The sequence below is a fragment of the Streptosporangium sp. NPDC002524 genome (assembly GCF_040295985.1).
Classification (GTDB): domain Bacteria; phylum Actinomycetota; class Actinomycetes; order Streptosporangiales; family Streptosporangiaceae; genus Streptosporangium.
The window spans coordinates 244369-264005 of the sequence record NZ_JBEOWK010000008.1 but is presented as its reverse complement, the minus strand read 5'-3'; the positions used below and the strand labels follow the sequence as shown (position 1 = coordinate 264005).

Here is a 19637-nt window from a genome sequence, read left to right as displayed (position 1 = left end):
GGGACCTGTGGGCAAGCTGACGCTGCGTGCCACGATCGAGGCCGCACGCGCCTCGATCCCCGGCGAGAAACGGCACGCGGCCTCCGTCCAGATCAGGGAATCCCTGCTGGACCGGCCCTGGGTCCAGATGGCCGGGCTGGTCGCGTGCTACTGGTCGATCGGTACGGAACCGGCGACCCACGGGCTGGTCTTCGCCCTGTGGAAACACGGCGCGACCGTGATCCTGCCCGTGCTCCGCGACGACGACGATCTCGACTGGGCGGTGTACGACGGCCCCGACACCCTCGCCCCCGGCCGCTTCGGGCTCATGGAACCGGTCGACACCCGGCGCGGCGTCGACGCCGTCAGGACCGCGGCCCTGGTGATCGTGCCCGCGCTCGCGGTCGACAGGACCACCGGGGTACGGCTGGGCCGGGGCGGCGGCTCCTACGACCGGGCCCTGGCCAGGGTCGGCCCGAACGTGCCGACGGTGGCGCTGCTCCACGAGGGCGAGCTGATCGACGGGGTGCCCGCCGAGCCCCACGACCTCGCGGTTCGCTACGCGGCGACCCCTGAGGGGATCTTCAAGACCGCTGTCGCGGAGGCCTGACCGACCGGCGGAACCGGGATGTGACCGACCGGCGGAGCGTCGGCGTACGCGGGATTGAAGCGGGACTGAAAGCGTCAGGATCGTGACAGGGAGTGGGCGCCGCCCGCGCGTGGCAGCCCTCTCGAATACGACACAATGGTCCCCGGAGTCGGAGAGGGGACCAGATGGGACTGGACGTCTGGCTGCTTCTCGGTGCCGGAATCGTCATCGCGGCCATCGTCGCAGTACGTGTCGCCCATCGGAGCGGGCTGCCCAGCCTCCTGATCTTCCTGGGCTTCGGGCTGCTCGTCGGCGAGTCCGGGCTCGGGCTACAGTTCGAGAACCCGCAGCTCGCGCAGCAGATAGGCCTGATCGCGCTGGCGATCATCCTGGCCGAGGGCGGTCTGACCACCACTTGGAGCCACGTCAAGGGAGCCATTCCCACCGCCCTGGTGCTCGCCACCGTCGGCGTGGGGGTGAGCATCGCGGCCGTCGCGATCCCGGTGCACCTGATCCTCGGCATGGACTGGCGGACCGCGTTCCTGCTCGGCGCGATCCTCGCCTCCACCGACGCCGCCGCCGTCTTCTCCGTACTGCGGCGCCTGCCCCTGCCCTCGCGCCTCGCGGGCATCCTGGAGGCCGAGTCGGGGCTCAACGACGCGCCCACGGTGATCGCCGTCATGCTGCTGAGCGCGGCCACCTCGCCCAGTCTTGGGGTGGCGCTGTTCGAGGTGGTCCTCGAACTCGTGGTGGGCGCGGCCGTCGGCCTGGCGGTCGCCCCGCTCGGCGCGTACGCGCTGCGCCGCATCGCGCTGCCCGTCTCCGGCCTGTACCCCATCGCGGTGCTCGCGCTCGCGTTCGTCGCCTACGCGGGAGCCATGCTGCTGCACGGCAGCGGCTTCCTCGCGATCTATCTCGCGGCACTGGTCATGGGCAACTCCCGGATGCCGCACCGCGCGGCCTCGCGGGGTTTCGCCGAGGGGGTGGCCTGGCTGGCGCAGATCGGCCTGTTCGTCATGCTCGGCATGCTGGCCAGCCCCTCGGAGATGCCGTCCGCGATCGTGCCGGGCCTGGTGGCCGGGCTGATCCTGGTCGCGGTGGCCCGCCCTCTGTCGATCATCGTTTCCGCGCTGCTGACCCGGCTGACGCGCATCGACCGGCTGGGCTGGCGGGAGCAGGCGTTCCTGTCGTGGGCCGGACTGCGCGGCGCGGTGCCCATCGTGCTCGCCACCATCCCCTGGGCCGCCACCTCCGTTCCCGACGGCACCGCCAAGTTCGTGTTCAACGAGGTCTTCGTGATCGTCATCGTCTACACCCTGTTGCAGGGGCCGACGCTGCCGTTCGTGGCGAAGCTCCTCAAGCTGACCACGCCCGCCGAGGCCCGCGACCTGGAGGTCGAGTCGGCGCCACTGGAGGAGCTCAACGCCGACCTGCTCCAGGTCAAGGTGCCCCCGACGTCCATGCTCCACGGCGTGGAGATCTTCGAACTGCGACTGCCCTCGGACGCCCAGGTGACGCTGATCGTCAGGGACGGCCGTACGTTCGTCCCCACCGACTCCACCAGGATCAGGGTCGACGACCAGCTGCTGGTCGTGACCACGGCCGCCTGCCGCGACACGGTCGAACGCCGGATGCGCGCGATCAGCCGCAAGGGCAAACTCGCGGGCTGGTTCGGCGAGCGGGGCACCTGATCGGGGGCCGACGCGGCGTCCGGGTGGGGTACGGCGTCTGGGCGGGGGGCGGCGTCCGATCAGGGGCCGGCGTCCGATCAGGGGGCGGCACCCGGCTGAGGTCAGACACCTGAGCGACGTCCGGCACTTAAGTCCCTTAAGTTACTTAAGTGACGTCGTCCGGCACCTGACCTGAAGGCGGCGGTCCCCGATCCGAGGACGGCCCGCATCCGAACCGGGGTCCGGCCGTACCCGATCCAGGCCCCGGCCACGTCCGAAGCGGGGTCCCGCCAAAGCCGGGGCGAGCATTTGGACACTGCCGAATCGGGGGCCGGGAACACCCGATCCACCAGGCCGGGCCACGTACGAGGCGGGATCCGGCCCCATCTGATCGGGATCCGGCTACGGAATGCGAGGACTCCGACTCGCGTTTAAGCTTGTCGGCTGCGTACCATTAGCAGTCGCGCCACTAGAGTGCCAATCGGCGCGGATCATACGAGGAGGAGCGCGTGCCCACCTACCAGTACGCCTGCACAGCCTGTAACAACCAGTTCGAAATCGTCCAGAAGTTCTCCGACGACGCTCTCACCGAGTGCCCGAGCTGCGCGGGCGACCTGCGCAAGGTGTTCTCCGCGGTCGGCATCGTCTTCAAGGGCTCGGGCTTCTACCGGACCGACAGCCGGTCTTCGTCGTCGAGCACGGTGACCTCCGCGAACGGTTCGTCGAGCTCTTCCGGCTCCTCGGACTCCTCCGGTTCGTCCTCGTCGAAGTCCTCCGACTCGTCGAGCTCGTCCGACTCGTCCTCGTCGAAGTCGTCGAGCTCCTCGTCGGACTCCAAGTCGACGAAGACCACGAGCAGCACGGCCGCCGCGGCCTCCTGAGCCACGTCGCCCGCCACTCCCACCCTCCGGCCGTTCAAGGGCGGCCACCCAACCGGCCGCCCCGGACCGTAGCCCCCATCGGCGGAAGACGGGTGGGTGACAAGCCTCAGCCTCTCCGTCCGCCGTCGGTATCGCGAGACATTCCCCGGTCGGCGTCCCGCCCGTTTCACCGAAAGCGATCGAGCGGCCACCCGCGGACGTAGTTATCCACAGGCTGTCACCCGGGCTCCTCAGGGACCGGTCCGTGGCGCTAACCTCTGCTCCATGGTCACTCGCGCGGACATCGGAGTCATCGGCGGCTCGGGCTTCTACTCCCTGCTCGACGACGCCACAGAGGTCGAGATCACCACGCCGTACGGCCCGCCCAGCGACGTCGTCACGGTCGGCCGGATCGGGTCGCGCTCGGTCGCCTTCGTGCCCCGCCACGGCCGCGACCACCGCTTCCCCCCACACCGGATCCCCTACCGGGCGAACCTGTGGGCACTGCGTTCCCTCGGCGTCCGCCAGGTCCTCGCCCCCAGCGCGGTCGGCTCGCTGCGCGCCGAGATCGGCCCCGGCGCCCTGGTCGTCCCCGACCAGATCGTCGACCGCACCTCGGGCCGGGTGCAGACCTACTACGACGCGGGCGGGGTCGTCCACGTCGCCTTCGCCGACCCCTACTGCCCCTCGGGTCGCGCGGCGGCCGTCTCCACGGCGCGTTCCGCCGACTGGGAGGTGACCGACGGCGGCACCCTCGTGGTCATCGAGGGCCCGCGCTTCTCGTCCCGCGCCGAGTCCCGCTGGTTCAGCGGCAACGGCTGGTCGATCGTCGGCATGACCGGCTTCCCCGAGTCCGTCCTCGCCCGCGAGCTGGCCCTCTGCTACACCTCGATCTCCCTCGTCACCGACCACGACGCCGGGGTCGAGGCGGGCGAGGGGGTCACCCACGACGAGGTCCTCGCCTTCTTCGCCACCAACGTCGGCCGCATGCGCTCCCTCGTCGGCGACGTCGTCGCCGCCCTCCCCGAAGAGCGCACCTGCCCCTGCCCGAACGCGCTGGACGGCCTCAAGCTCCCCTTCGACCTCCCCGGCTGACCCTGCGACCGGCGCCCTTGCACCACCATCAAGCAAGTCCCCCGACGAACCCCGAAAACGACCGAATCCCTCTCCCGTCCAAGCCACCCGGACCCGTCGAGAGTCCCCCGCCCCGCCCATCGACCGGCCATCCCACCCACCACGGGCACCGCCACTCGGCGAGGCAGCCCCACCCACTCACGGGCACCGCCACTTGGCCGGGCGTCCCACCCACCCTGGACACCGCACCGCCACGCGGCCAGACATCCCATTCACCACGGGCACCGCACCGCCACTCGGCGAGGCCGTCCCACCCATCACGGGCACCGCGCCGCCCGGCTCCCATCCCTGGAGTCAGCCATGCGCGCTCTGCGCCGCTTCCTCGACCGCCGTCACCGTCTCATCGCCACCGCCGTCGCCGCCCTGGCGATGGGCTGCGCCGTACTGGCGCTGCGCCCGGACACCGCCTCGGTGACCGTCCTGACCGCCTCCAGGGATCTTCCCGGTGGCGTGCTGGAGCCGTCCGACCTCGTACCGGCCCCGCTGAGACCCGGTACGGTCCCCGACGGCGCCCTGAGGCCCGGCACGCCGTACGCGGGAAAGATCCTGACGGGTCCCGCGCGGCGCGGGGAGCCGCTGACCGACGTCCGCCTGCTCGGCCCCGGCCTGCTGGCCGCCCACGGCGAGGGAACGGTCGCCACCCCCGTACGCGTCGCCGACCCCGAGACCGCGGGCCTGCTCTCCCCGGGTGACGTGGTGGACGTGCTCGCCACCACCTCGGCATGGGACGGCGATGTTCCGGCGACCGTCGCGGCCGAGGACGTCACGGTCCTGGCCACCCCGGGCGGGGAGTCGGAGCGCGGCGCGCTCATCGTGCTGGCCACCACGTCGGCCCAGGCGACCGAGCTCGCCTCCGCCCAGGCCGGCGGTCGGCTCTCCATCACGATCGGCCCGCGCACAGGATGAATCTCACGGCGACCGATGAAAGACAGCGGCCAGAAGCCGGGAAAGCTCTGGCCGCCCTACCCTCCGCTCACGCCGAGCACCGACTACAGAGCTACAGCGCCCGCGAGGCCGCGACCGAGCGAACCCCCTTACAGCAGGGAGCCGATCTTGGGGTCGTACTCCCAGTGCCAGGGCTCGAAGGGGCTGACGTACGCCCACTTGGGGTGGATCCAGCCGAACTTCTTGCCGTTGGTCTCCAGCCAGTTGAACTCGGCCGAGCGGAAGCGTTCGACCCCCCCGCACAGGTCGACGGCGAGTCCCAGGCCGTGGTTGCTGCGGCCCGGGACCGCCGCCAGGCCGGGACGGGTGTAATAGACCGACTGCTGCTCGGCCAGGCTGCGGTAGCTGTCGGTCACGCACATCGGCCTGCCGAACTGCCGTTTGTACGACTCGTTGAGGCTGATGAACGCGAGCGCGGCGTCCCCCCGCAGCTGGTTGCCCCGCTGCTGGAGCGGGCAGAGGTACGCCTGCGGGATGAGCCCGTTGGGAAACTCGTCCATCGAGGTCGCCCTGGTCGGGTCGCACCCGGCCGCGGGACGTCCCCTCTTGTCGATCTTGACGCCCAGTTTCACCAGCGCCTTGGTCAGGGACTGGACGATCTTCTGCGAGCGCACCCTGAGCGTCTCGATCTCGGCGCCCATCTGCGCCTCCGCGAGGAGGTTGCCCGCCCGGAGCTCCTGCGCCTCACCCGCCAGGCGCTCCCGCTCCAGTTGCAGGCGGCTGCTGTCCTCAAGGATCAGGTCGCGCTCAGCGACGATCTGGGTGAGACCGGCCATCGCACGCAGGGTGTCGGTGTCGGACTCACCGGACAGGAAACCGGCCACGTCACCACCGGTCGGCTGCTGATAGAGGACCCCGACGAGGTCCGACAGCGGCTGCCGTACCTGAGCGAAGGCCCTCTCGGCCCCCTGCAGCTCCCGCAGCTTGGTGGAGAGCTCCTTCTCCGAGGTACGGATCTGAGCCCGCCGCTGCTCCAGCGCCTTGGTCGCGGCCTCGAGATCCTTCGCGGCCTTCTCCGCCTCACGACGCAGTTCTGTGAGATTCACCGGCTCCGCGGCGACGACGGCCTGAACCTCCGCCGGCGCCCGCTGCGCGGCAGCGGCTCCCGGCAGGAAGGAAGTCATCGTCGCGACGACGGCGATCAGACCCGCTGATCGACGAGGTGGCACGTTCGACCCCTCCGTTTGCGAACTCGTGACCTGGGTCAGGCACGCACGCTACTACAGCTGACCAAGTGCACGGGCCAGCTCTCCACAGCCGTTATGCGCCGAACACCCCTTTTTGCGACCGGACAAGTCAGACTTCTTGCCGCCCCCGCTTCTTGCAGACCTCCCAGAGCCACGTCCCCTTCCACTCCGCCGAACACCCGTCGCGGGGCTCAGGTGGCGCGAGTGGCGGCGTTCGCTCCCCCCGGGACTCAGGCGCCACAGGGGGCGGCAATGCCACCTTCCGTGGCTCTCTGGAGCCTTGCGGACGGGTCTTTATGGGAACGACCACATCTGGCTCGTCCACACCATCCATCCCGTTCGCCTCACGGGCGTCATCCAGCCGGCCGGATGTGCTGGGGTTCTCCTCCGTACGACGCACTCCCGATTTCGCCGCGACAGGCACCCATCCCCCGTACACCCGCTCCGGCCGCAACGGCGGAGGCACCAGCCTCGCCTCGAACACCCGGCTCCGTACGGGCCCGACCACGACCGGCACCACGGCCACCGCGTTCCCCGGCGGCTCCTCGTCCGGCGACCCGCCGGGCCCCCCCGCCCCCAGCCGTGCCGCCGAACCGGTCCAGGCTCCCCCGCCCCCCTGAAACTCCCGCCGCTCCCCACCCTTCGCCCAGAGACCCCCATCTTCGCGAAGCGTCTCGGCATCTCTGAGTCTCTCGGCCTCTTCTGCCTCCGCGACTTCCTCGGTTTCTCCAGATTTACCAGGCCTTTCGGCCTCTCCGTATCCCTCAGGCTCCCCAGGCTCCGCATCGGCATCGGCCATCCGTACGGCCGCCTCGTAGCCGGTGAGCTCGGCCACCAGCAACCCCCCGGCCAGAAGCGCGGGCGCCAGCATCGCGCCACACAGCACCACCGGCCGCAGGGCGCGATGCCCGCGAATGCGCTTCCGTCGCCTGTCGATCACGGACCGTGACACTAACCTCGCCCACCACCGCACACCCGCCCACTTGCCGCCCTTTTACTCCAGGCCAGCGAAGCGATAACCCATCGTCTGTCCCCAACTCCCCCTCGGGGCGCGCAACCACTCGCTACTTTCGCTACTCTTACTAGGAGCCCCTGCCTCCGTAGCTCAGGGGATAGAGCACCGCTCTCCTAAAGCGGGTGTCGCATGTTCGAATCATGCCGGGGGCACCTAGTTGATCTTGTAGTCTGCCGTGTGACCTGGGATTTCTTTCCGGATACGGCTTCCGTCACGTGCAGCCGTAGGCCACCACGCGCAGACCCGACTCACTGGTCACGGTCTATTCACGAGATGATCTTGTAAGCGTCTGGCCGGTTCACACTGAGACGAGAACGCCTCAGATCCCCATGAGTCTCCTATCCCGACGGCTCTGCTTCATGACTGATTGCGCCTGCGACAGCTAACTCATCCCATTGATGTGGAGAAAGGCTAGATGTATTGACCACAAAGGTTGATGGTCTGGGTCAATTGGGATCAGCGTGCCGTCCAGAATCACGTACGCCAGCCCTGCGTCGTGGGCACGGTCAAACGCGTCGTGTAGATCTAGTACTTGAGCTGCGAGAACCTCGACTCCTTCGCGGATGTAGCGCTAGGCGGCGGCCCAGGAGACGCGGTGGTCGCGGCCAAGCTTGCGGATGTCGCGCTCGCCGCGAAACCAGCGCAGCACCATGATCGCCTGTCGGAACGAGGTCAAGGCTCGAGCTGTCGGCGAGAACGCCGCGCAGTCGGCGTTCTTGGCGCAGGAATCGGGCGACGCACTGAACCAGTGCGCGGAAGACGTCGAGCGTGGCACGATGAGCAATCACGTGGAGCCTTCTGGCCAGTTGAGCGTCTTGCGATGAGGGCTCTTTCGCCAGGGGCTCCATGTCTGTTTCCAGCCTTCGACGACTCCCCCAAAGGCCCGGAACGCCCCCATTTGGGCCCAATGCCCCCATCCCGCCGAGCTATTTCACTGAGGTCACCTCAGTGGAGATCCTTTCGGTAAAAGCGGTTCATAGCTATGATCCCGAAGGCTGCCGGAAGCTGACTCTGAGGATGCCCATGCGTGTTCTTCGCTTTGCTCCTGCTTTGCTTAGCGCCGTCCTGTTGACCGCGTGTTCGAGTGCGACGACAGACAGTAAGGCGGCAGGTGAAATGGCGCAGGCTGAGCCTTCAAAACCATCGTATGCGGGGCCCGTTGTTCCTGGCCTTGAACCTCAGCCGCTTTGGGCCAAGGGAAGCGGAATAGTGAATTTGGCGATGGGTGTTGGCAGATCGATCGCCTATATTCGCGAGGATACCCCAGGCGGTGCGCTGGTTGTTGTGAATGCCGCATCGGGCAGGGAACTTGCGAACATTCCTCTTTCCGCGTCACAGGAGGGCCTCATGTCCTCATCTCCGCAGTTCCGGCGGGACCGTATGAAGGGGAAGCCCGTTGCTGTCCTCAGATACACACGGCATGTTCCGGCGTCAGGCATGCAGTCGGCGCACGAACAGCCTATGGATCTGGTTGTGAGCGAGGACGGCGGGGTTGTCTGGCAATCGCCATCGGATAGAAGCGACTTCTTCGAAGGCGGCTATGTAATCGAAGCAGAGGTGCGTTCCGCTGGCGCGTTTGTGAACGGCTCGGGGCCTGATGAAGGTAACCTCTCTCGACTCGTCTCCATTAAGGATGGATCCGGAAGGGAGATCGTGAAGCTAGCGGCAGACAGTTACCCGACAGACGACACGTTGTATCAGGTAGTGGACGATACGGCCATCATGACCTTCTCGGAAGGCATCACCGAAGGAAAAGGAGTCAAGGCTATCGACCTCCAGCGGGGTGGTCGTACACTCTGGGAGTTGAAGGACAGTGAAGTTCTCGGCGTGTTCGGGTCGACTTTGGTCACTCTCAGGAGGACTCCGACCTCATCCTGGCAGAGAGAATATTCCCTTGAGTTCCATGACGTGAAGACAGGGAAGGCGAATGGGGTCATAAAAAATCCGCCGGATTTCGACTGCCACACCTCAATCTATGACTCGGGGAATGGGGTGGCCCTGTGCGCCAGCAATCGCGCCGCAAATCCTCCCGTAACTGCGCTGGACGTGCGCTCCGGGAAGATTGCATGGCAGCAGCCTGGCCCCCATGCTCGAAATCTCGCCCCTGTCTTGGCAGTTGAAGGTAGCGCCTATTTTCTAGTGAAGCCAGAATTCGAAAACAGAGGAACAGCTTACGTGGCAGTGAATTCCATAAACGGGAATGTACTCTCTGACAGCTTGACCGTAACTCCCATCGCTGTCAGCGATGATGGAGTTGCTCTCATACATGAAGGCAGGATGCTCTACGGATTTCGCCTCAAGTGATGCACCCCTCCATCCGCTACCCCGTCTTTCATAATAAATAATAGAATAAACATTTTCGTCATGTACTCCCATATTGGCATGGGTGTCAATGGTCGCGTGGTTGGCTTAGTCGCGCCTTTGTGCTGAACTAGTACTCCAGCCGTACTTAGTGATCTCTGATGCGTTGCCGCTGGTAGTGAGCTCGTTGAGCCCGTGCCTGGTGGCGTAATCGCCACGCTGACCAGTGTTTGATGCGCTGCTCGTCGAGGGCTGGTCGAGTCAGCGACGTGAACAGGTGGCGGATCTCGTTGGCGGAGACCACGGTCGGCAACCTGACCGGTTGCGCGTCACCTGCCCGGGCTGCCACTGACGTATCCGCAGCCGAGCCGTATGGTTCGTCGGCCAGGTCGGCGCGGGTGACGGCCAGGAAGGCCAGCGCGAGCATGGCCAGCGTGATGTAGCGGTACCAGGCCGGATAAAGCCGGACCTGGTAGTGGTCGAAGGCGGTCTCGTTCTTGGCGGCCTGGAAGCATTCTTCGATGCTCCAGCGGGCTCCGGCTACGGCCACCAGACGCGACAGCGGGACCGGCGCCGAGGTGTGGCAGCGATAGAAGGCCAGTTCCGAGGGCCTGCTGACCGAGCGGCGGATCAGCAGCCGGTGAGCCGGGCTGGTGGTGGCCACCAGCGCCCAGTCATAATGCCGCTGCCCTTTGGCGCCTGGGCCGCACGAGTGGCGCTGCCAGGCGGTCTTGGGAATCTTCGCCGCGACGGCGTCGGCGCGGACCTTGCCCGCGCCGGTGGTGATCTGATGGTGGCGGGCCACGGCCAGCACATAGCCGAGTGAGGTGCCTTGCAGATTCCGGACAGCCGTCTTATGGGCGTAGCCTATGCGGCTGTTTGGGTGGAAAGAGACTCGTTGAGTACTTCCAGGGGTGGCCGGTAGCCGAGCGCGGAGTGCAGGCGCCGACATCCTGTTTGTCCCCTGGAAACGTGGAGATCCGGCCTGAGGGGGCGGGACCTGGGAGAGGGCTTTCGAGATCTCTGAACCCTGCCGGAGATCAGGGACCGCAGGCCGACCGCGACGGCCACATCCTGTATGAGCTCCTCACGGAATGATCTCTCGGGGCGTCGCGACGGTACGGTGTGCCGATGGGGGACATCTACGAACTCGTGCTGTCGGTGGACGTTCGTGCTGACGTGACCGACGACGAGCTCGCTGAGCTGCGGTGGCACGTGGGGCAGGGGCCGCGACCTGAGCGGCTGCCGATCGGCACTGACAGGTACGTGGAAACCTATCCGCTCGGGGATCCCGACGACCCCGATTGCGAGTGGGAGGACGCGGAGGCGGAGCCCGTGTTCGCGCAGCGCGGTGCTGCACTGCGGGTGGGGGGTGCGCTCGTCGCCGAGTTGGTCGCGCGAGAGCGATCGGGCGGCTGGGCGCTGACGGTACGCCAGGAACTCCATCCCGACGACTTCTACCGACTCCGGACACTGCTGGACTGGCTCGGCCGACGCTCGGTCAACGCATATGCCGGCGGTGCCGAATCCTTCGTCGGTTACCTGCGTTTCCACGAGAGCGCTGAGATCGCGCCACTCGTTCTCGCGAACGGGCGGATTCGCGTGCCGGAGGACATCGAGTCGCATACCCCGCACTGGGAGGACAGCACGTTGTGACCGGCCCGGCCCGGTCCGGTCCGATCCGGGACATGTCGGAGAAGGCAGATGACCGAGAAGGCTCCGGTGAGATTCGGGTTGGTTAGGAGCACCTCGTGCAGGCGTTGCCGGACACCGGGCCCAGTGCCACTCGTTCGGCCGCCACTGGCACGTCATGTCTGCGCCGTGGCAAGTTCTCACGGCAGATGCTCCCGGGCGATCCCGGTGTGCGGCACGAACAAGACTCCCTGCGGGGACAGGCGGTCATCGGGCCGCTCACGTCCTGGCCCAGCGGGTCGGCGTTGGTGTTTCGGCAGGGGCAGCTCGATGACCGCCCACGACTCGTCGCCGACCTCCTACGGCCTCAGCCGCGCCGCCCGTTGCTCTTCTCACCGTCGCCACAGCGAGAGATCGGAGCACGGCGGAACTCATTCTGTCAGGCGCTTTTAGACGCGCCAGGGCATGTGCTGGAGGGTCCAGGTGTTGCCGTCCGGGTCGGCGAAGGCGGCGTAGTAGACGCCGCCCAGGTCCTCGACCGGGCCCACGTCGGCGCCGCGCTCGATGAGTGCCGTACGGGCCTCCTCGATGTCGCTCACCACCAGGTGCAGGCCGCGCAGTGTGCCGACCGGCATGTCGAGGGACTGGACGCCCTCGCTCAGGGTGATCGAGCAGGCCGAGCCCGGTGGGGTGAGCTGGACGATTCGGACCCCGTCCGCGGGCCGTACGTCGACGTCCACGTTGAAGCCGAGTCGGTCGGCGTAGAAGGCCTTGGCCCGATCAATGTCCTTGACGGGCACCGGGACGAGTTCGAGGAGGAACGTGCCGGGAGGGACGGGCGGGTTGGCGGGGTTGGCCGGGATGTCGGCGACGTCGGCCGGGATCTCGGTCTGCGTGGGCTGGGCATCGGTCATTGCGGCTTGCCTTTCAGGTTGGTCGTCGCGACTCGTCATCTAAGACGGTCGGTGATTACGACTCGCCCTTCGCGAGCGGTCAGTGCGGTCCGCCCTTCACAGGCGGTCAGTGCGGCTCGCCCTTCACGGGCGGTCATCCCGGTTCGCCCCTCACGGGCGACCGGTGCGTGGGCATCACGGCTGACCGGTGCGCGGGCATCGTGGCTCGCCTTCCGGGGCGGTCTCACGGGTCGGCGTTCGCGGTCGTCTCGTCGAGCATCTCGGCTAGGCGGTCGTACGCCTCGCCGACGCCGCGTTCCATGGGGGTGCGGAGGATGCTGTCGCGGGCCTCGCGTGAGGGGTAGCGCGCCGTGGTGGTCATCGCGGTCCGGCCGTCTCGCTCGTCGAAGACGGTGGTGACGAGGGCCTCACCCTCTTCCCAGCCGTCGTGGACCTCGCTCTGGACCAGCCGGCCGGGGGCGTCGATCTCGTGGAACACCCCGCTCTGGCCCAGCTCGGCACCTCCAGGCCCGCGTGACACGAAGCGCCAGGCGCCGCCTGGGCGCAGGTCGATCTCGCAGACGACGAGGTGCCAGCCGCGTGCGCCGTGCCATCGCCGGAGCAGCTCGGGCCGGGTGAACGCGTCGAAGACGAGCCCGCGGGGGGCGGCGAACGTCCTGGTGAGCACGAGGTCGGTGTCGGACACCGCTCGCACCTTCAGACCCTCGGCCTGGTCTTGCCGTGACATCACGGGGTCTCTCGGCTCTCTCTGCTCTCTCGGCTCTTCCGTACGGCGGCGTTCGCCTCTCCGGGTGACGGGATCTCCCGCTCCGCGGCGTTCGCTCCGCCGGGCCACGAGCTCTCCCCCTCGACCGCGTTCGCCTCGCCGGGCTCCAGCTCGCCGAGGAGGACGTCCAGCTTCTGGTAGCTCTCCTCCCAGTAGGAGCGGTAGTCGGCCAGCCAGTCCATGGCGTCCCTGAACGGGCCGGGCTCCAGCCTGCGGGGTCTGCGTTGCGCGTCGCGTCCGCGCGAGATCAGGCCGGCGCGCTCCAGCACCCGCAGGTGTTTGGAGATGCCCGGCTGGCTCATCGCGAAGGGCGCGGCCAGCTCGGTCACCGTGGCCTCGCCCTCCATCAGCCGGGCCAGGATCGCTCGCCGGGTCGGATCGGCGAGCGCGGCGAACGTCGCGTCGAGAACGTCGGCAGCCACTTTGATTACCTTTCGGTTCTATAACTAGGTGGTTTTCTACCCTGCTAGGTTCACCCCTGTCAAGGACTCCGGGCCTGGTACGACAACGACAAGGCCGCGAGGTCGTACGGCAGACGCGGCCCACCGGCACTCCGGGACCGCCGGACGGATCGACGACCGCCGGACCGGGCGGCGTACGCGCAGAGCTGCTGATCAGGATCTGGAAGGGTGCGGCATACTGCCCGGATGACGACTGACACCCCCGCGACGCTGGGGTCGATCACCTGTCCGTCCGGGCGGTTGGTGATCGCCGACACCGGTTATCTGGGGGCGTGGTCGGGGAACGCGCCACCGGTGGCGGACGAGTTCGCGCTCTCCGCCGTGGATCCGGCGTTGCGTGAGAGCGTTCGCGCGGCGGCCGACCTGGCCGTGGCCGGGCCCGACGCCGAGCCGGCCGCTCGGTCCTTCGACCGCCAGTCAGGTACGTGGCTCTACGACATCCCCGGACACGGTGTCGAGCAAATGACCGACATCTTCGCCGACCACTGCCGGGCACATGGTTTCGCGGCCTGGCTCGAACGTCAGGAACCGCGGGTGGCGCATCGTGAGCGTGCCGAACGCGCGGCACGGGCCGGCGGCTCGGAGTTCATCATGAACGGTGTTCCGGTCGTGGCGATCGGTGACCTGCCCACCGACCGGGAGATCACGGTGACGGCGACGCCCCGGGACTACGGACGAATCGGTGTGCGGTGGGAATCGGTCTCCCTGAACGTGCGCTCCACGCACCCCGCATCGACCAGACTCCTTGGCCACGTCGGGGTGGACGCGGGACGGCTCAGCCTCGTCGACGCCGACGCGCTGGGAGCGTGGTGGCACGAGGAGCCGCTCGACGGCATGGCCGACGTCGCGTTCTGGGGACGATCGGTGCGGGAGGCGGCCGTTCGCTTCGGTGCCTCGCCCCTGGCCGGTCCGGGCGAGGACGGGGTGTACGGGTGGGCGGATCTGCCCGTTGACGAGGCCGCCGGTCGTGTCGTCGCCCTGCGGGAGTGGGGGCAGGCCGTTCCGGAACGGATGATCGCGGTCGACTTCCGGCCGCACTCCCACCACTGGCAGGTCATGGCCGAGGTCAGAGCCGCGGAGCACGAGGCCGGCACGATCGAGATCGACGGCAGCCGAACCATGTGCTTCATGACCAGTTGGGGGGACGGGCTCTTCCCCGTCGCCGCCGATCATGACATCGACGGACACGTCGTACGAATTCAGATCGTGCTTGGAGATCGGCAACGCCAGGAGCGGCTTGAGGCGATGTACGACCGGTTCAAGCTGGACTGATCACGACACCGTGGTCGTTCAGCCTGGACTGAGCGGCTTGGATCGACCACAACAGCGTCGATCACGACACCGTTCGATATCGCATCGTCCAGCCGATCTGCCGTTTCCGCCGTTCTGGTGCGGCAAGGTCCTCTTCGACGAGGCGAGGTGGCGTATCGGGACGGCATCTGGGCGGGGACGACTGGGAAGGACGCGGCCAGGAAGCCGACCGACAAGGCCAAGGGCGTGTGAGGGACATCTCGACCCGTGGGGCGGCTGCTGCGACACGATCCTGCAGGCCGATGGGGCGATCGTCAACGGCGAGGGCACCGCGTCCGGCTTCGCGAGCCCGGAGAGCGTCGCCGGGCTGAGGTTCTGGACCGGGCGGCGGGCCGCTGGTTCGTCGCCGACGCTGCGGCAGCTGCCGGGCACCGAGGCCGTCTCGATGTCCGAGAACCAGAAGGTCGCCGTGTACTTCTCCGGCGCCTACCGAGCCTTCCGCCTCCCCAAGAACGCGGACCTGAAGGGCAAGCGCCGCTGCCGCGGGGCGTCGCACGTCATGCTCCCGATGGCGAGGCCGATGCTCGCCGCGTTCGCCGCGCTGGGGTGCCGTCGACGAACGTGCCACCAGCCCCGAACGAGCGGGATTTTCCCTGATCAGAGGTCCCGGAGATCAAGAGATCTCCGGTCCGAACAGGCGGTCCAGGTGGTAGTCGATGATTTTGGTGGCAGCCTCGTAGCTGCGCTGTTGGCTGAGGACGCTGGAGGTCAGGCCGTTGGCGAGGGCCAGAAGGCCGGCGACTTCGGTACGCGGGTCACGATCGGGGGTGATATCCCCGGCCTGCTGCGCGGCCGTCAGCCGTACGGTGAGGAAGTTTTCCAGCGCGTTGGGCAGGGTGAGCCCGACCGCGGCGAGCGCCGGGTCGGTGAGGGCGGCGGTGTAGTAGGCGGTCCAGGCCATGGAGTCCAGTGTGCTCTGCTCGTCGAAGGGCAGGATCGTGCCGAGGACGGCGGCGAAAACGCCTCGCGGCGTCAGCTCGCCCATGGCGGCGGCCCGCCGCTTCACCCGGCGGTCCATGCGGGCACCCAGCTCGGTGAGGCCGGACTCGAGCAGGGCCTGCTTGTTCGTGAAGTAGTACTGGACGACGCGCAGTGAGACCCCGGCCTCGGCGGCGATCTCACGCATCGACACCGCCCGCAGGCCGCGGGTGCCGGCGATGCGCAGCAGCGCCTCGGTCAGCCGGCGCCGCCGCTCATCATGATCCACCTGTCGGGGCATGCCCGTTTCCTACCTGTTGTTCGTGCTGTGCTTCGGAGGTGCGGTGGTCTCGGGCCGTGTCTGGCCGGGAAAGGTGAGGATCCGCTCGGCGACCAGTTCCGGAGCTTCGACGGGCAGCGAATGTCCGGTGCCGGGCACGATCTCCACCCGCCAGGACGGCGCGGTGTCCGCCAGCCGCGCGGCCAGCGCCCGCGCGTCGAGCAGTGCGCTGCGGACGCCCAGCAGCACCTGCACGGGCACGGACACCTCGCGTATCCGCTCGTCGGTGTAGGCGGGCGGGATGGGCACACGCCGACGGAAGAACCAGCCGACCCGCATCAGCTCCACCAGCCCGTCCTCGCGCAGCACCCCGTTGTCCACTACGCCGGCCATGCGGTGTCGCAACGTACGAGGAAGCGTGGAGGCGACGGCACCGGCAAGGGCCCAGCGGATGAACCGCCTGGGCAACGGCGCGAAGCCGCCCGGATCCACCAGCGTCAGCGCCGCGACCCGGCCGCCCCCGCCGAGTTGCTGTTCCACCGCGGCCCAGCCGCCGGAGGAGAAACCCGCCAGGTGCGCGCGCTCGGCTCCAACTGCGGCCAGGACGTCGGTGATCCAGCCACCGACCTCGGCGCCGGTCGCGAGCGTCCGCCTCTGGACCGAGCGGCCCGGCTCGCCGAGCGGGTCGACGGCGAGGACCGGGCGCGTGCGCGCCAGCGGCTCGATGTAGCGGTACCAGGCCAGCGCGTTCCCGCCGGCACCGGCCAGGAGCACCACGGGATCCCCCTCGGCGGGCCCGGCCCGGTAGACCCGCACGATGCCGGCTCGGGTCTCCACGTCGATGGCGTCCACCGGCACCGGCCACAGCTCGCCGAGCACTCGGTCGTAGACGGCGTAGTACTTGTCACGGGCAGAGTCGCTGGTGAAGGCGGACGGTCGGTCAGGCATGTGCACGGTGACCTCATCTCCCGAATGGATACAGCCGTATCCTAACGATGCGCGGGGCCGGCTGTCGCGGTGGAGCGCGGGCCGATCGCTCGACCGGAGCGACCGCATCGACCGCATCGACCGCATCGACCGCGAAGGAGCTATCCGGCTCAAGCGGCACGATCATCCACGCTCAGAGCTGGTGACACGTTCGTTGAGGGTGACACGTTCGTTGAGGGCACCCGGTGCTCGCCGTGGCGACCGGCCTCTGCTCGTGGAGCGGCCTCCGGTGGCCGCTCATCGTCTCGCCCTTGGGGAGAACCGGCCGCCGCCGGCCGGGGGCGGTTCGGTACGGACTACCCGCCCCGCTCGTGATCGTCTTCCTGCTCCTGCGGTGGCAGCCCTTCTCGGGCATCGCGAGCGGCGGGCTCAAGGGATGACGGACAAAACGGGGAACGATCGGACGGTGAACGACACCACGAACGATGTACCGGCGCATCTGCGCGCGGGGGGCACCGGCCTCGTCGTCGCCGTCGACGGCGGCCGGCTCCCGCGTGTCCTGCACTGGGGAGCGGACCTCGGCCCGCTGGGAGACGGCGCCCTGGCGGACCTGCGGCGGGCCGCGCTCCCGGCCGTCGGCGACAGCGCGGTCACCTGCCCGCAGCCCGTCCCGGTGCTCCCCCAGCTCGCGGAGGGCTGGCTCGGGCGCCCGGGGCTCGTCGGCGACAGTGACGGCCGCCGCTGGGCGCCGAGGTTCCGGCACGCGACGTACCACCTCGACAACGAGGCCCCCGGTGGCCCGGTGCTGCGCGGCACGGCGCGCGACCCGGAGTACGGGCTCACCGCCGAGATCGAGATCCAGGTCCTCGCCGCCGGTGGTCTCGTACGGCAGCGGGCCCGGATCACCAACGACGCCGAGGCCCCGTACCGCGTCGGTGGCCTGGAGACGGCCCTTCCCGTGCCGTCGGACGCGTCGGAGGTCCTCGACCTGACCGGCCGCTGGGCGCTGGAACGCGTGCCGCAGCGGCGCCCGTTCCACGTCGGGGAGTGGGTCCGGGCCTCGCGGGGCGGCAAGCCGGGGCTCGAACACACGCTGCTGCTCGTCGCCGGTGAGGAGGGGTTCGGGTTCCGGCACGGGACGGTGTGGGCGACCCACCTCGCCTGGAGCGGCAACCAGGTGCTCGCCGCCGAGCGGACCCCGGCGGGCACCAGGCACCTCGCGGCGGGAGAGGCGCTGCTCGCGGACGAGGTCGTGCTCGGGCGGGGCGACTCGTATCAGAGCCCGTGGCAGTACGGCTCGTGGGGGGTGGGGCTGGACGAGCTCGCCTCGCGGTTCCACCGGTACCTGCGGTCGCGCCCCGGGCATCCCTCCTCTCCCCGGCCCGTCGTGCTGAACACCTGGGAGGCCGTCTACTTCCGGCACGACCTCGCGACCCTGGCCGCGCTCGCCGAGCGCGGGGCGGAGGTCGGCGCCGAGCGGTTCGTGCTGGACGACGGCTGGTTCCTCGGCCGCCGGGACGACACCACCTCGCTGGGCGACTGGACGGTCGACCCGGCCGTCTGGCCGGACGGCCTCGAACCGCTCGTCGCCCGCGTACGCGAGGCCGGGATGGACTTCGGGCTCTGGTTCGAGCCGGAGATGGTGAACCTCGACTCCGAACTCGCCCGCGAGCACCCGGAATGGATCTTCGACGCGGGGCACGGCCCCGGGCTGCCCTCCCGCCACCAGCACGTCCTCGACCTCGGCCATCCGGACGCGTACGCCCACCTCCTGGAGCGGATGAGCGCCCTGGTCGGCTCGCTCGGCATCGCCTACGTCAAGTGGGACCACAACCGGTACCTGCTCGACGCCGGGCACGGCCCCGACGGGCGGCCGGGGGTGCGCGAGCAGGTCCGGCAGGCGTACCGGCTGATGGCGGACCTCAAGGCCGCCCACCCGGGGCTGGAGATCGAGTCGTGCGCCGGCGGCGGCGGCCGTATCGACCTCGGCGTGCTGGAGTACGCCGACCGGGTCTGGCCGAGCGACTGCAACGACCCGCACGAGCGGCTGGAGATCCAGCGCTGGACCGGGCTGCTGGTGCCCCCGGAGACGCAGGGCACGCACATCGGAGCCGGGGAGACGCACACGACCCGCCGCACGCATCCGCTCGACTACCGCGCGGAGAAGGCGCTGTGGGGGCACCTCGGCGTCGAGGCCGACCTGCTCGCCATGGACGACGGGACCCGCGCCGCGCTCGCGAGGTGGATCGCGTTCCACAAGGAGCACCGGGCGCTGCTGCACTCGGGGGACGTCGTGCACGCCGACCTCGCCGACGCGGCGCTGCGCCTCCAGGGTGTCGTGGCGGGCGACCGGAGCGAGGCGCTGTACGCGTTCAGCGTCGTCGAACGCCCGTCGACCTGGCCGCCGGGACGCGTCCGGCTCCCCGGACTCGACGACGAGCGGACCTACACCGTCGAGACCGTCCACCCGGGCACCCCGCCCGCGCCCGGCGCCGTGCTCCCGCCGTGGCAGCGCGACGGGGTGACCCTGCCCGGCCGGGTGCTGCGGCTCGTCGGCGTCGAGGCGCCGTCACTGGACGTAGACCGCTCGGTGCTGATCCGCGTCGTGAGCCGGACGGCGGCGTCGTGAGCCGGAGCCGTTCCACCGTCCTGAGCCGGGTCCGCTCCCCGGGCTCAGCCCTTGGCACGGTCGCGGTGTTCGGTGGGACCGGCCGCGCACAGGACGAGTACGGTCTCCTCGGTGCCGTT

General features: G+C 69.0%; 14 protein-coding genes, 1 tRNA gene and 2 pseudogenes. 10 read left to right on the top strand and 7 right to left on the bottom strand.

Features of this window, described 5'->3' with window-relative positions:
• Nucleotides 1-7: 7 nt before the first annotated feature.
• The 5 genes from ABT053_RS16550 to ABT053_RS16530 all read left to right on the top strand — a co-directional run bounded on the left by ABT053_RS16550 (nt 8) and on the right by ABT053_RS16530 (nt 5138).
• Nucleotides 8-589: a 5-formyltetrahydrofolate cyclo-ligase gene (locus ABT053_RS16550; RefSeq protein WP_350969876.1), complete on the top strand. Its 582-nt coding sequence runs from the start codon at nt 8-10 to the stop codon at nt 587-589.
• Between the two features lie 164 nt (nt 590-753).
• Nucleotides 754-2259 (top strand): potassium/proton antiporter, encoded by a 1506-nt coding sequence (locus ABT053_RS16545; protein ID WP_350969875.1) that lies wholly within the window; start codon nt 754-756, stop codon nt 2257-2259.
• A gap of 488 nt (nt 2260-2747) precedes the next feature.
• A complete protein-coding gene (locus tag ABT053_RS16540) occupies nt 2748-3119 on the top strand; it encodes an FmdB family zinc ribbon protein (protein WP_350969874.1) in 372 nt (123 codons plus the stop codon).
• 264 nt (nt 3120-3383) lie between these two features.
• Nucleotides 3384-4193, top strand: coding sequence for an S-methyl-5'-thioadenosine phosphorylase (locus tag ABT053_RS16535; RefSeq protein WP_350969873.1), 810 nt, complete (start codon nt 3384-3386; stop codon nt 4191-4193).
• A gap of 339 nt (nt 4194-4532) precedes the next feature.
• Entirely contained in the window at nt 4533-5138 is a 606-nt protein-coding gene (locus ABT053_RS16530; RefSeq protein ID WP_350969872.1) for an RcpC/CpaB family pilus assembly protein, read from the top strand.
• A gap of 128 nt (nt 5139-5266) precedes the next feature.
• Here ABT053_RS16530 and ABT053_RS16525 read toward each other — a convergent pair whose 3' ends face one another.
• Nucleotides 5267-6223, bottom strand: a complete 957-nt coding sequence (locus ABT053_RS16525) for a D-alanyl-D-alanine carboxypeptidase family protein (RefSeq protein ID WP_350969871.1) — start codon at nt 6221-6223, stop codon at nt 5267-5269.
• A 1235-nt stretch (nt 6224-7458) separates the two neighbouring features.
• Here ABT053_RS16525 and ABT053_RS16520 point away from each other — a divergent pair.
• A tRNA-Arg gene (locus ABT053_RS16520) sits at nt 7459-7531 on the top strand.
• 964 nt (nt 7532-8495) lie between these two features.
• The gene (locus ABT053_RS16515) at nt 8496-9683 is read left to right on the top strand and encodes a hypothetical protein (protein ID WP_350969870.1); all 1188 of its coding nucleotides are present in this window, start codon (nt 8496-8498) and stop codon (nt 9681-9683) included.
• A gap of 145 nt (nt 9684-9828) precedes the next feature.
• On the opposite strand, the pseudogene ABT053_RS16510 reads toward ABT053_RS16515, so the two are convergent.
• Nucleotides 9829-10509, bottom strand: a pseudogene (locus ABT053_RS16510) (transposase family protein); the annotation flags it as partial.
• Between the two features lie 302 nt (nt 10510-10811).
• Here ABT053_RS16510 and ABT053_RS16505 point away from each other — a divergent pair.
• On the top strand, nt 10812-11336 hold the full coding sequence (locus ABT053_RS16505) for a hypothetical protein (RefSeq protein ID WP_350969868.1): 525 nt from the start codon (nt 10812-10814) through the stop codon (nt 11334-11336).
• Between the two features lie 425 nt (nt 11337-11761).
• Here the strand turns inward: ABT053_RS16505 and ABT053_RS16500 are convergent, their stop codons facing one another.
• From ABT053_RS16500 to ABT053_RS43460, 3 genes and pseudogenes are all read right to left on the bottom strand, one after another.
• Nucleotides 11762-12226 carry a VOC family protein gene (locus ABT053_RS16500; protein ID WP_350969867.1) on the bottom strand — a complete coding sequence of 155 codons (465 nt, stop codon included), beginning with the start codon at nt 12224-12226 and terminating at the stop codon, nt 11762-11764.
• A gap of 223 nt (nt 12227-12449) precedes the next feature.
• The gene (locus ABT053_RS16495; RefSeq protein WP_350969866.1) at nt 12450-12911 is read right to left on the bottom strand and encodes an SRPBCC family protein; all 462 of its coding nucleotides are present in this window, start codon (nt 12909-12911) and stop codon (nt 12450-12452) included.
• A gap of 274 nt (nt 12912-13185) precedes the next feature.
• Nucleotides 13186-13414 (bottom strand): annotated as a pseudogene (locus tag ABT053_RS43460) (ArsR/SmtB family transcription factor); the annotation flags it as partial.
• 225 nt (nt 13415-13639) lie between these two features.
• Here ABT053_RS43460 and ABT053_RS16485 point away from each other — a divergent pair.
• Nucleotides 13640-14725 carry a hypothetical protein gene (locus ABT053_RS16485; RefSeq protein WP_350969864.1) on the top strand — a complete coding sequence of 362 codons (1086 nt, stop codon included), beginning with the start codon at nt 13640-13642 and terminating at the stop codon, nt 14723-14725.
• 652 nt (nt 14726-15377) lie between these two features.
• On the opposite strand, the gene ABT053_RS16480 is transcribed toward ABT053_RS16485, so the two are convergent.
• Complete coding sequence (locus ABT053_RS16480) at nt 15378-15983, bottom strand: TetR/AcrR family transcriptional regulator (protein WP_350969863.1); 606 nt, start codon at nt 15981-15983, stop codon at nt 15378-15380.
• Nucleotides 15984-15992: 9 nt separating this feature from the next.
• On the bottom strand, nt 15993-16910 hold the full coding sequence (locus ABT053_RS16475; protein ID WP_350969862.1) for an alpha/beta fold hydrolase: 918 nt from the start codon (nt 16908-16910) through the stop codon (nt 15993-15995).
• A 445-nt stretch (nt 16911-17355) separates the two neighbouring features.
• Between ABT053_RS16475 and ABT053_RS16470 the strand changes: the two genes are divergently transcribed.
• On the top strand, nt 17356-19518 hold the full coding sequence (locus ABT053_RS16470; protein ID WP_350969861.1) for an alpha-galactosidase: 2163 nt from the start codon (nt 17356-17358) through the stop codon (nt 19516-19518).
• The last annotated feature ends 119 nt before the right edge of the window (nt 19519-19637 follow it).

What these genes read in the sequence shown, in the direction of transcription:
- ABT053_RS16500 (WP_350969867.1), bottom strand. Translation starts at nt 12,226, where the DNA reads ATGACCGATGCCCAGCCCACGCAGACCGAGATCCCGGCCGACGTCGCC.
- ABT053_RS16535 (WP_350969873.1), top strand. Translation starts at nt 3,384, where the DNA reads ATGGTCACTCGCGCGGACATCGGAGTCATCGGCGGCTCGGGCTTCTAC.
- ABT053_RS16530 (WP_350969872.1), top strand. Translation starts at nt 4,533, where the DNA reads ATGCGCGCTCTGCGCCGCTTCCTCGACCGCCGTCACCGTCTCATCGCC.
- ABT053_RS16485 (WP_350969864.1), top strand. Translation starts at nt 13,640, where the DNA reads ATGACGACTGACACCCCCGCGACGCTGGGGTCGATCACCTGTCCGTCC.
- ABT053_RS16545 (WP_350969875.1), top strand. Translation starts at nt 754, where the DNA reads ATGGGACTGGACGTCTGGCTGCTTCTCGGTGCCGGAATCGTCATCGCG.
- ABT053_RS16480 (WP_350969863.1), bottom strand. Translation starts at nt 15,983, where the DNA reads ATGCCCCGACAGGTGGATCATGATGAGCGGCGGCGCCGGCTGACCGAG.
- ABT053_RS16505 (WP_350969868.1), top strand. Translation starts at nt 10,812, where the DNA reads ATGGGGGACATCTACGAACTCGTGCTGTCGGTGGACGTTCGTGCTGAC.
- ABT053_RS16475 (WP_350969862.1), bottom strand. Translation starts at nt 16,910, where the DNA reads ATGCCTGACCGACCGTCCGCCTTCACCAGCGACTCTGCCCGTGACAAG.
- ABT053_RS16515 (WP_350969870.1), top strand. Translation starts at nt 8,496, where the DNA reads ATGGCGCAGGCTGAGCCTTCAAAACCATCGTATGCGGGGCCCGTTGTT.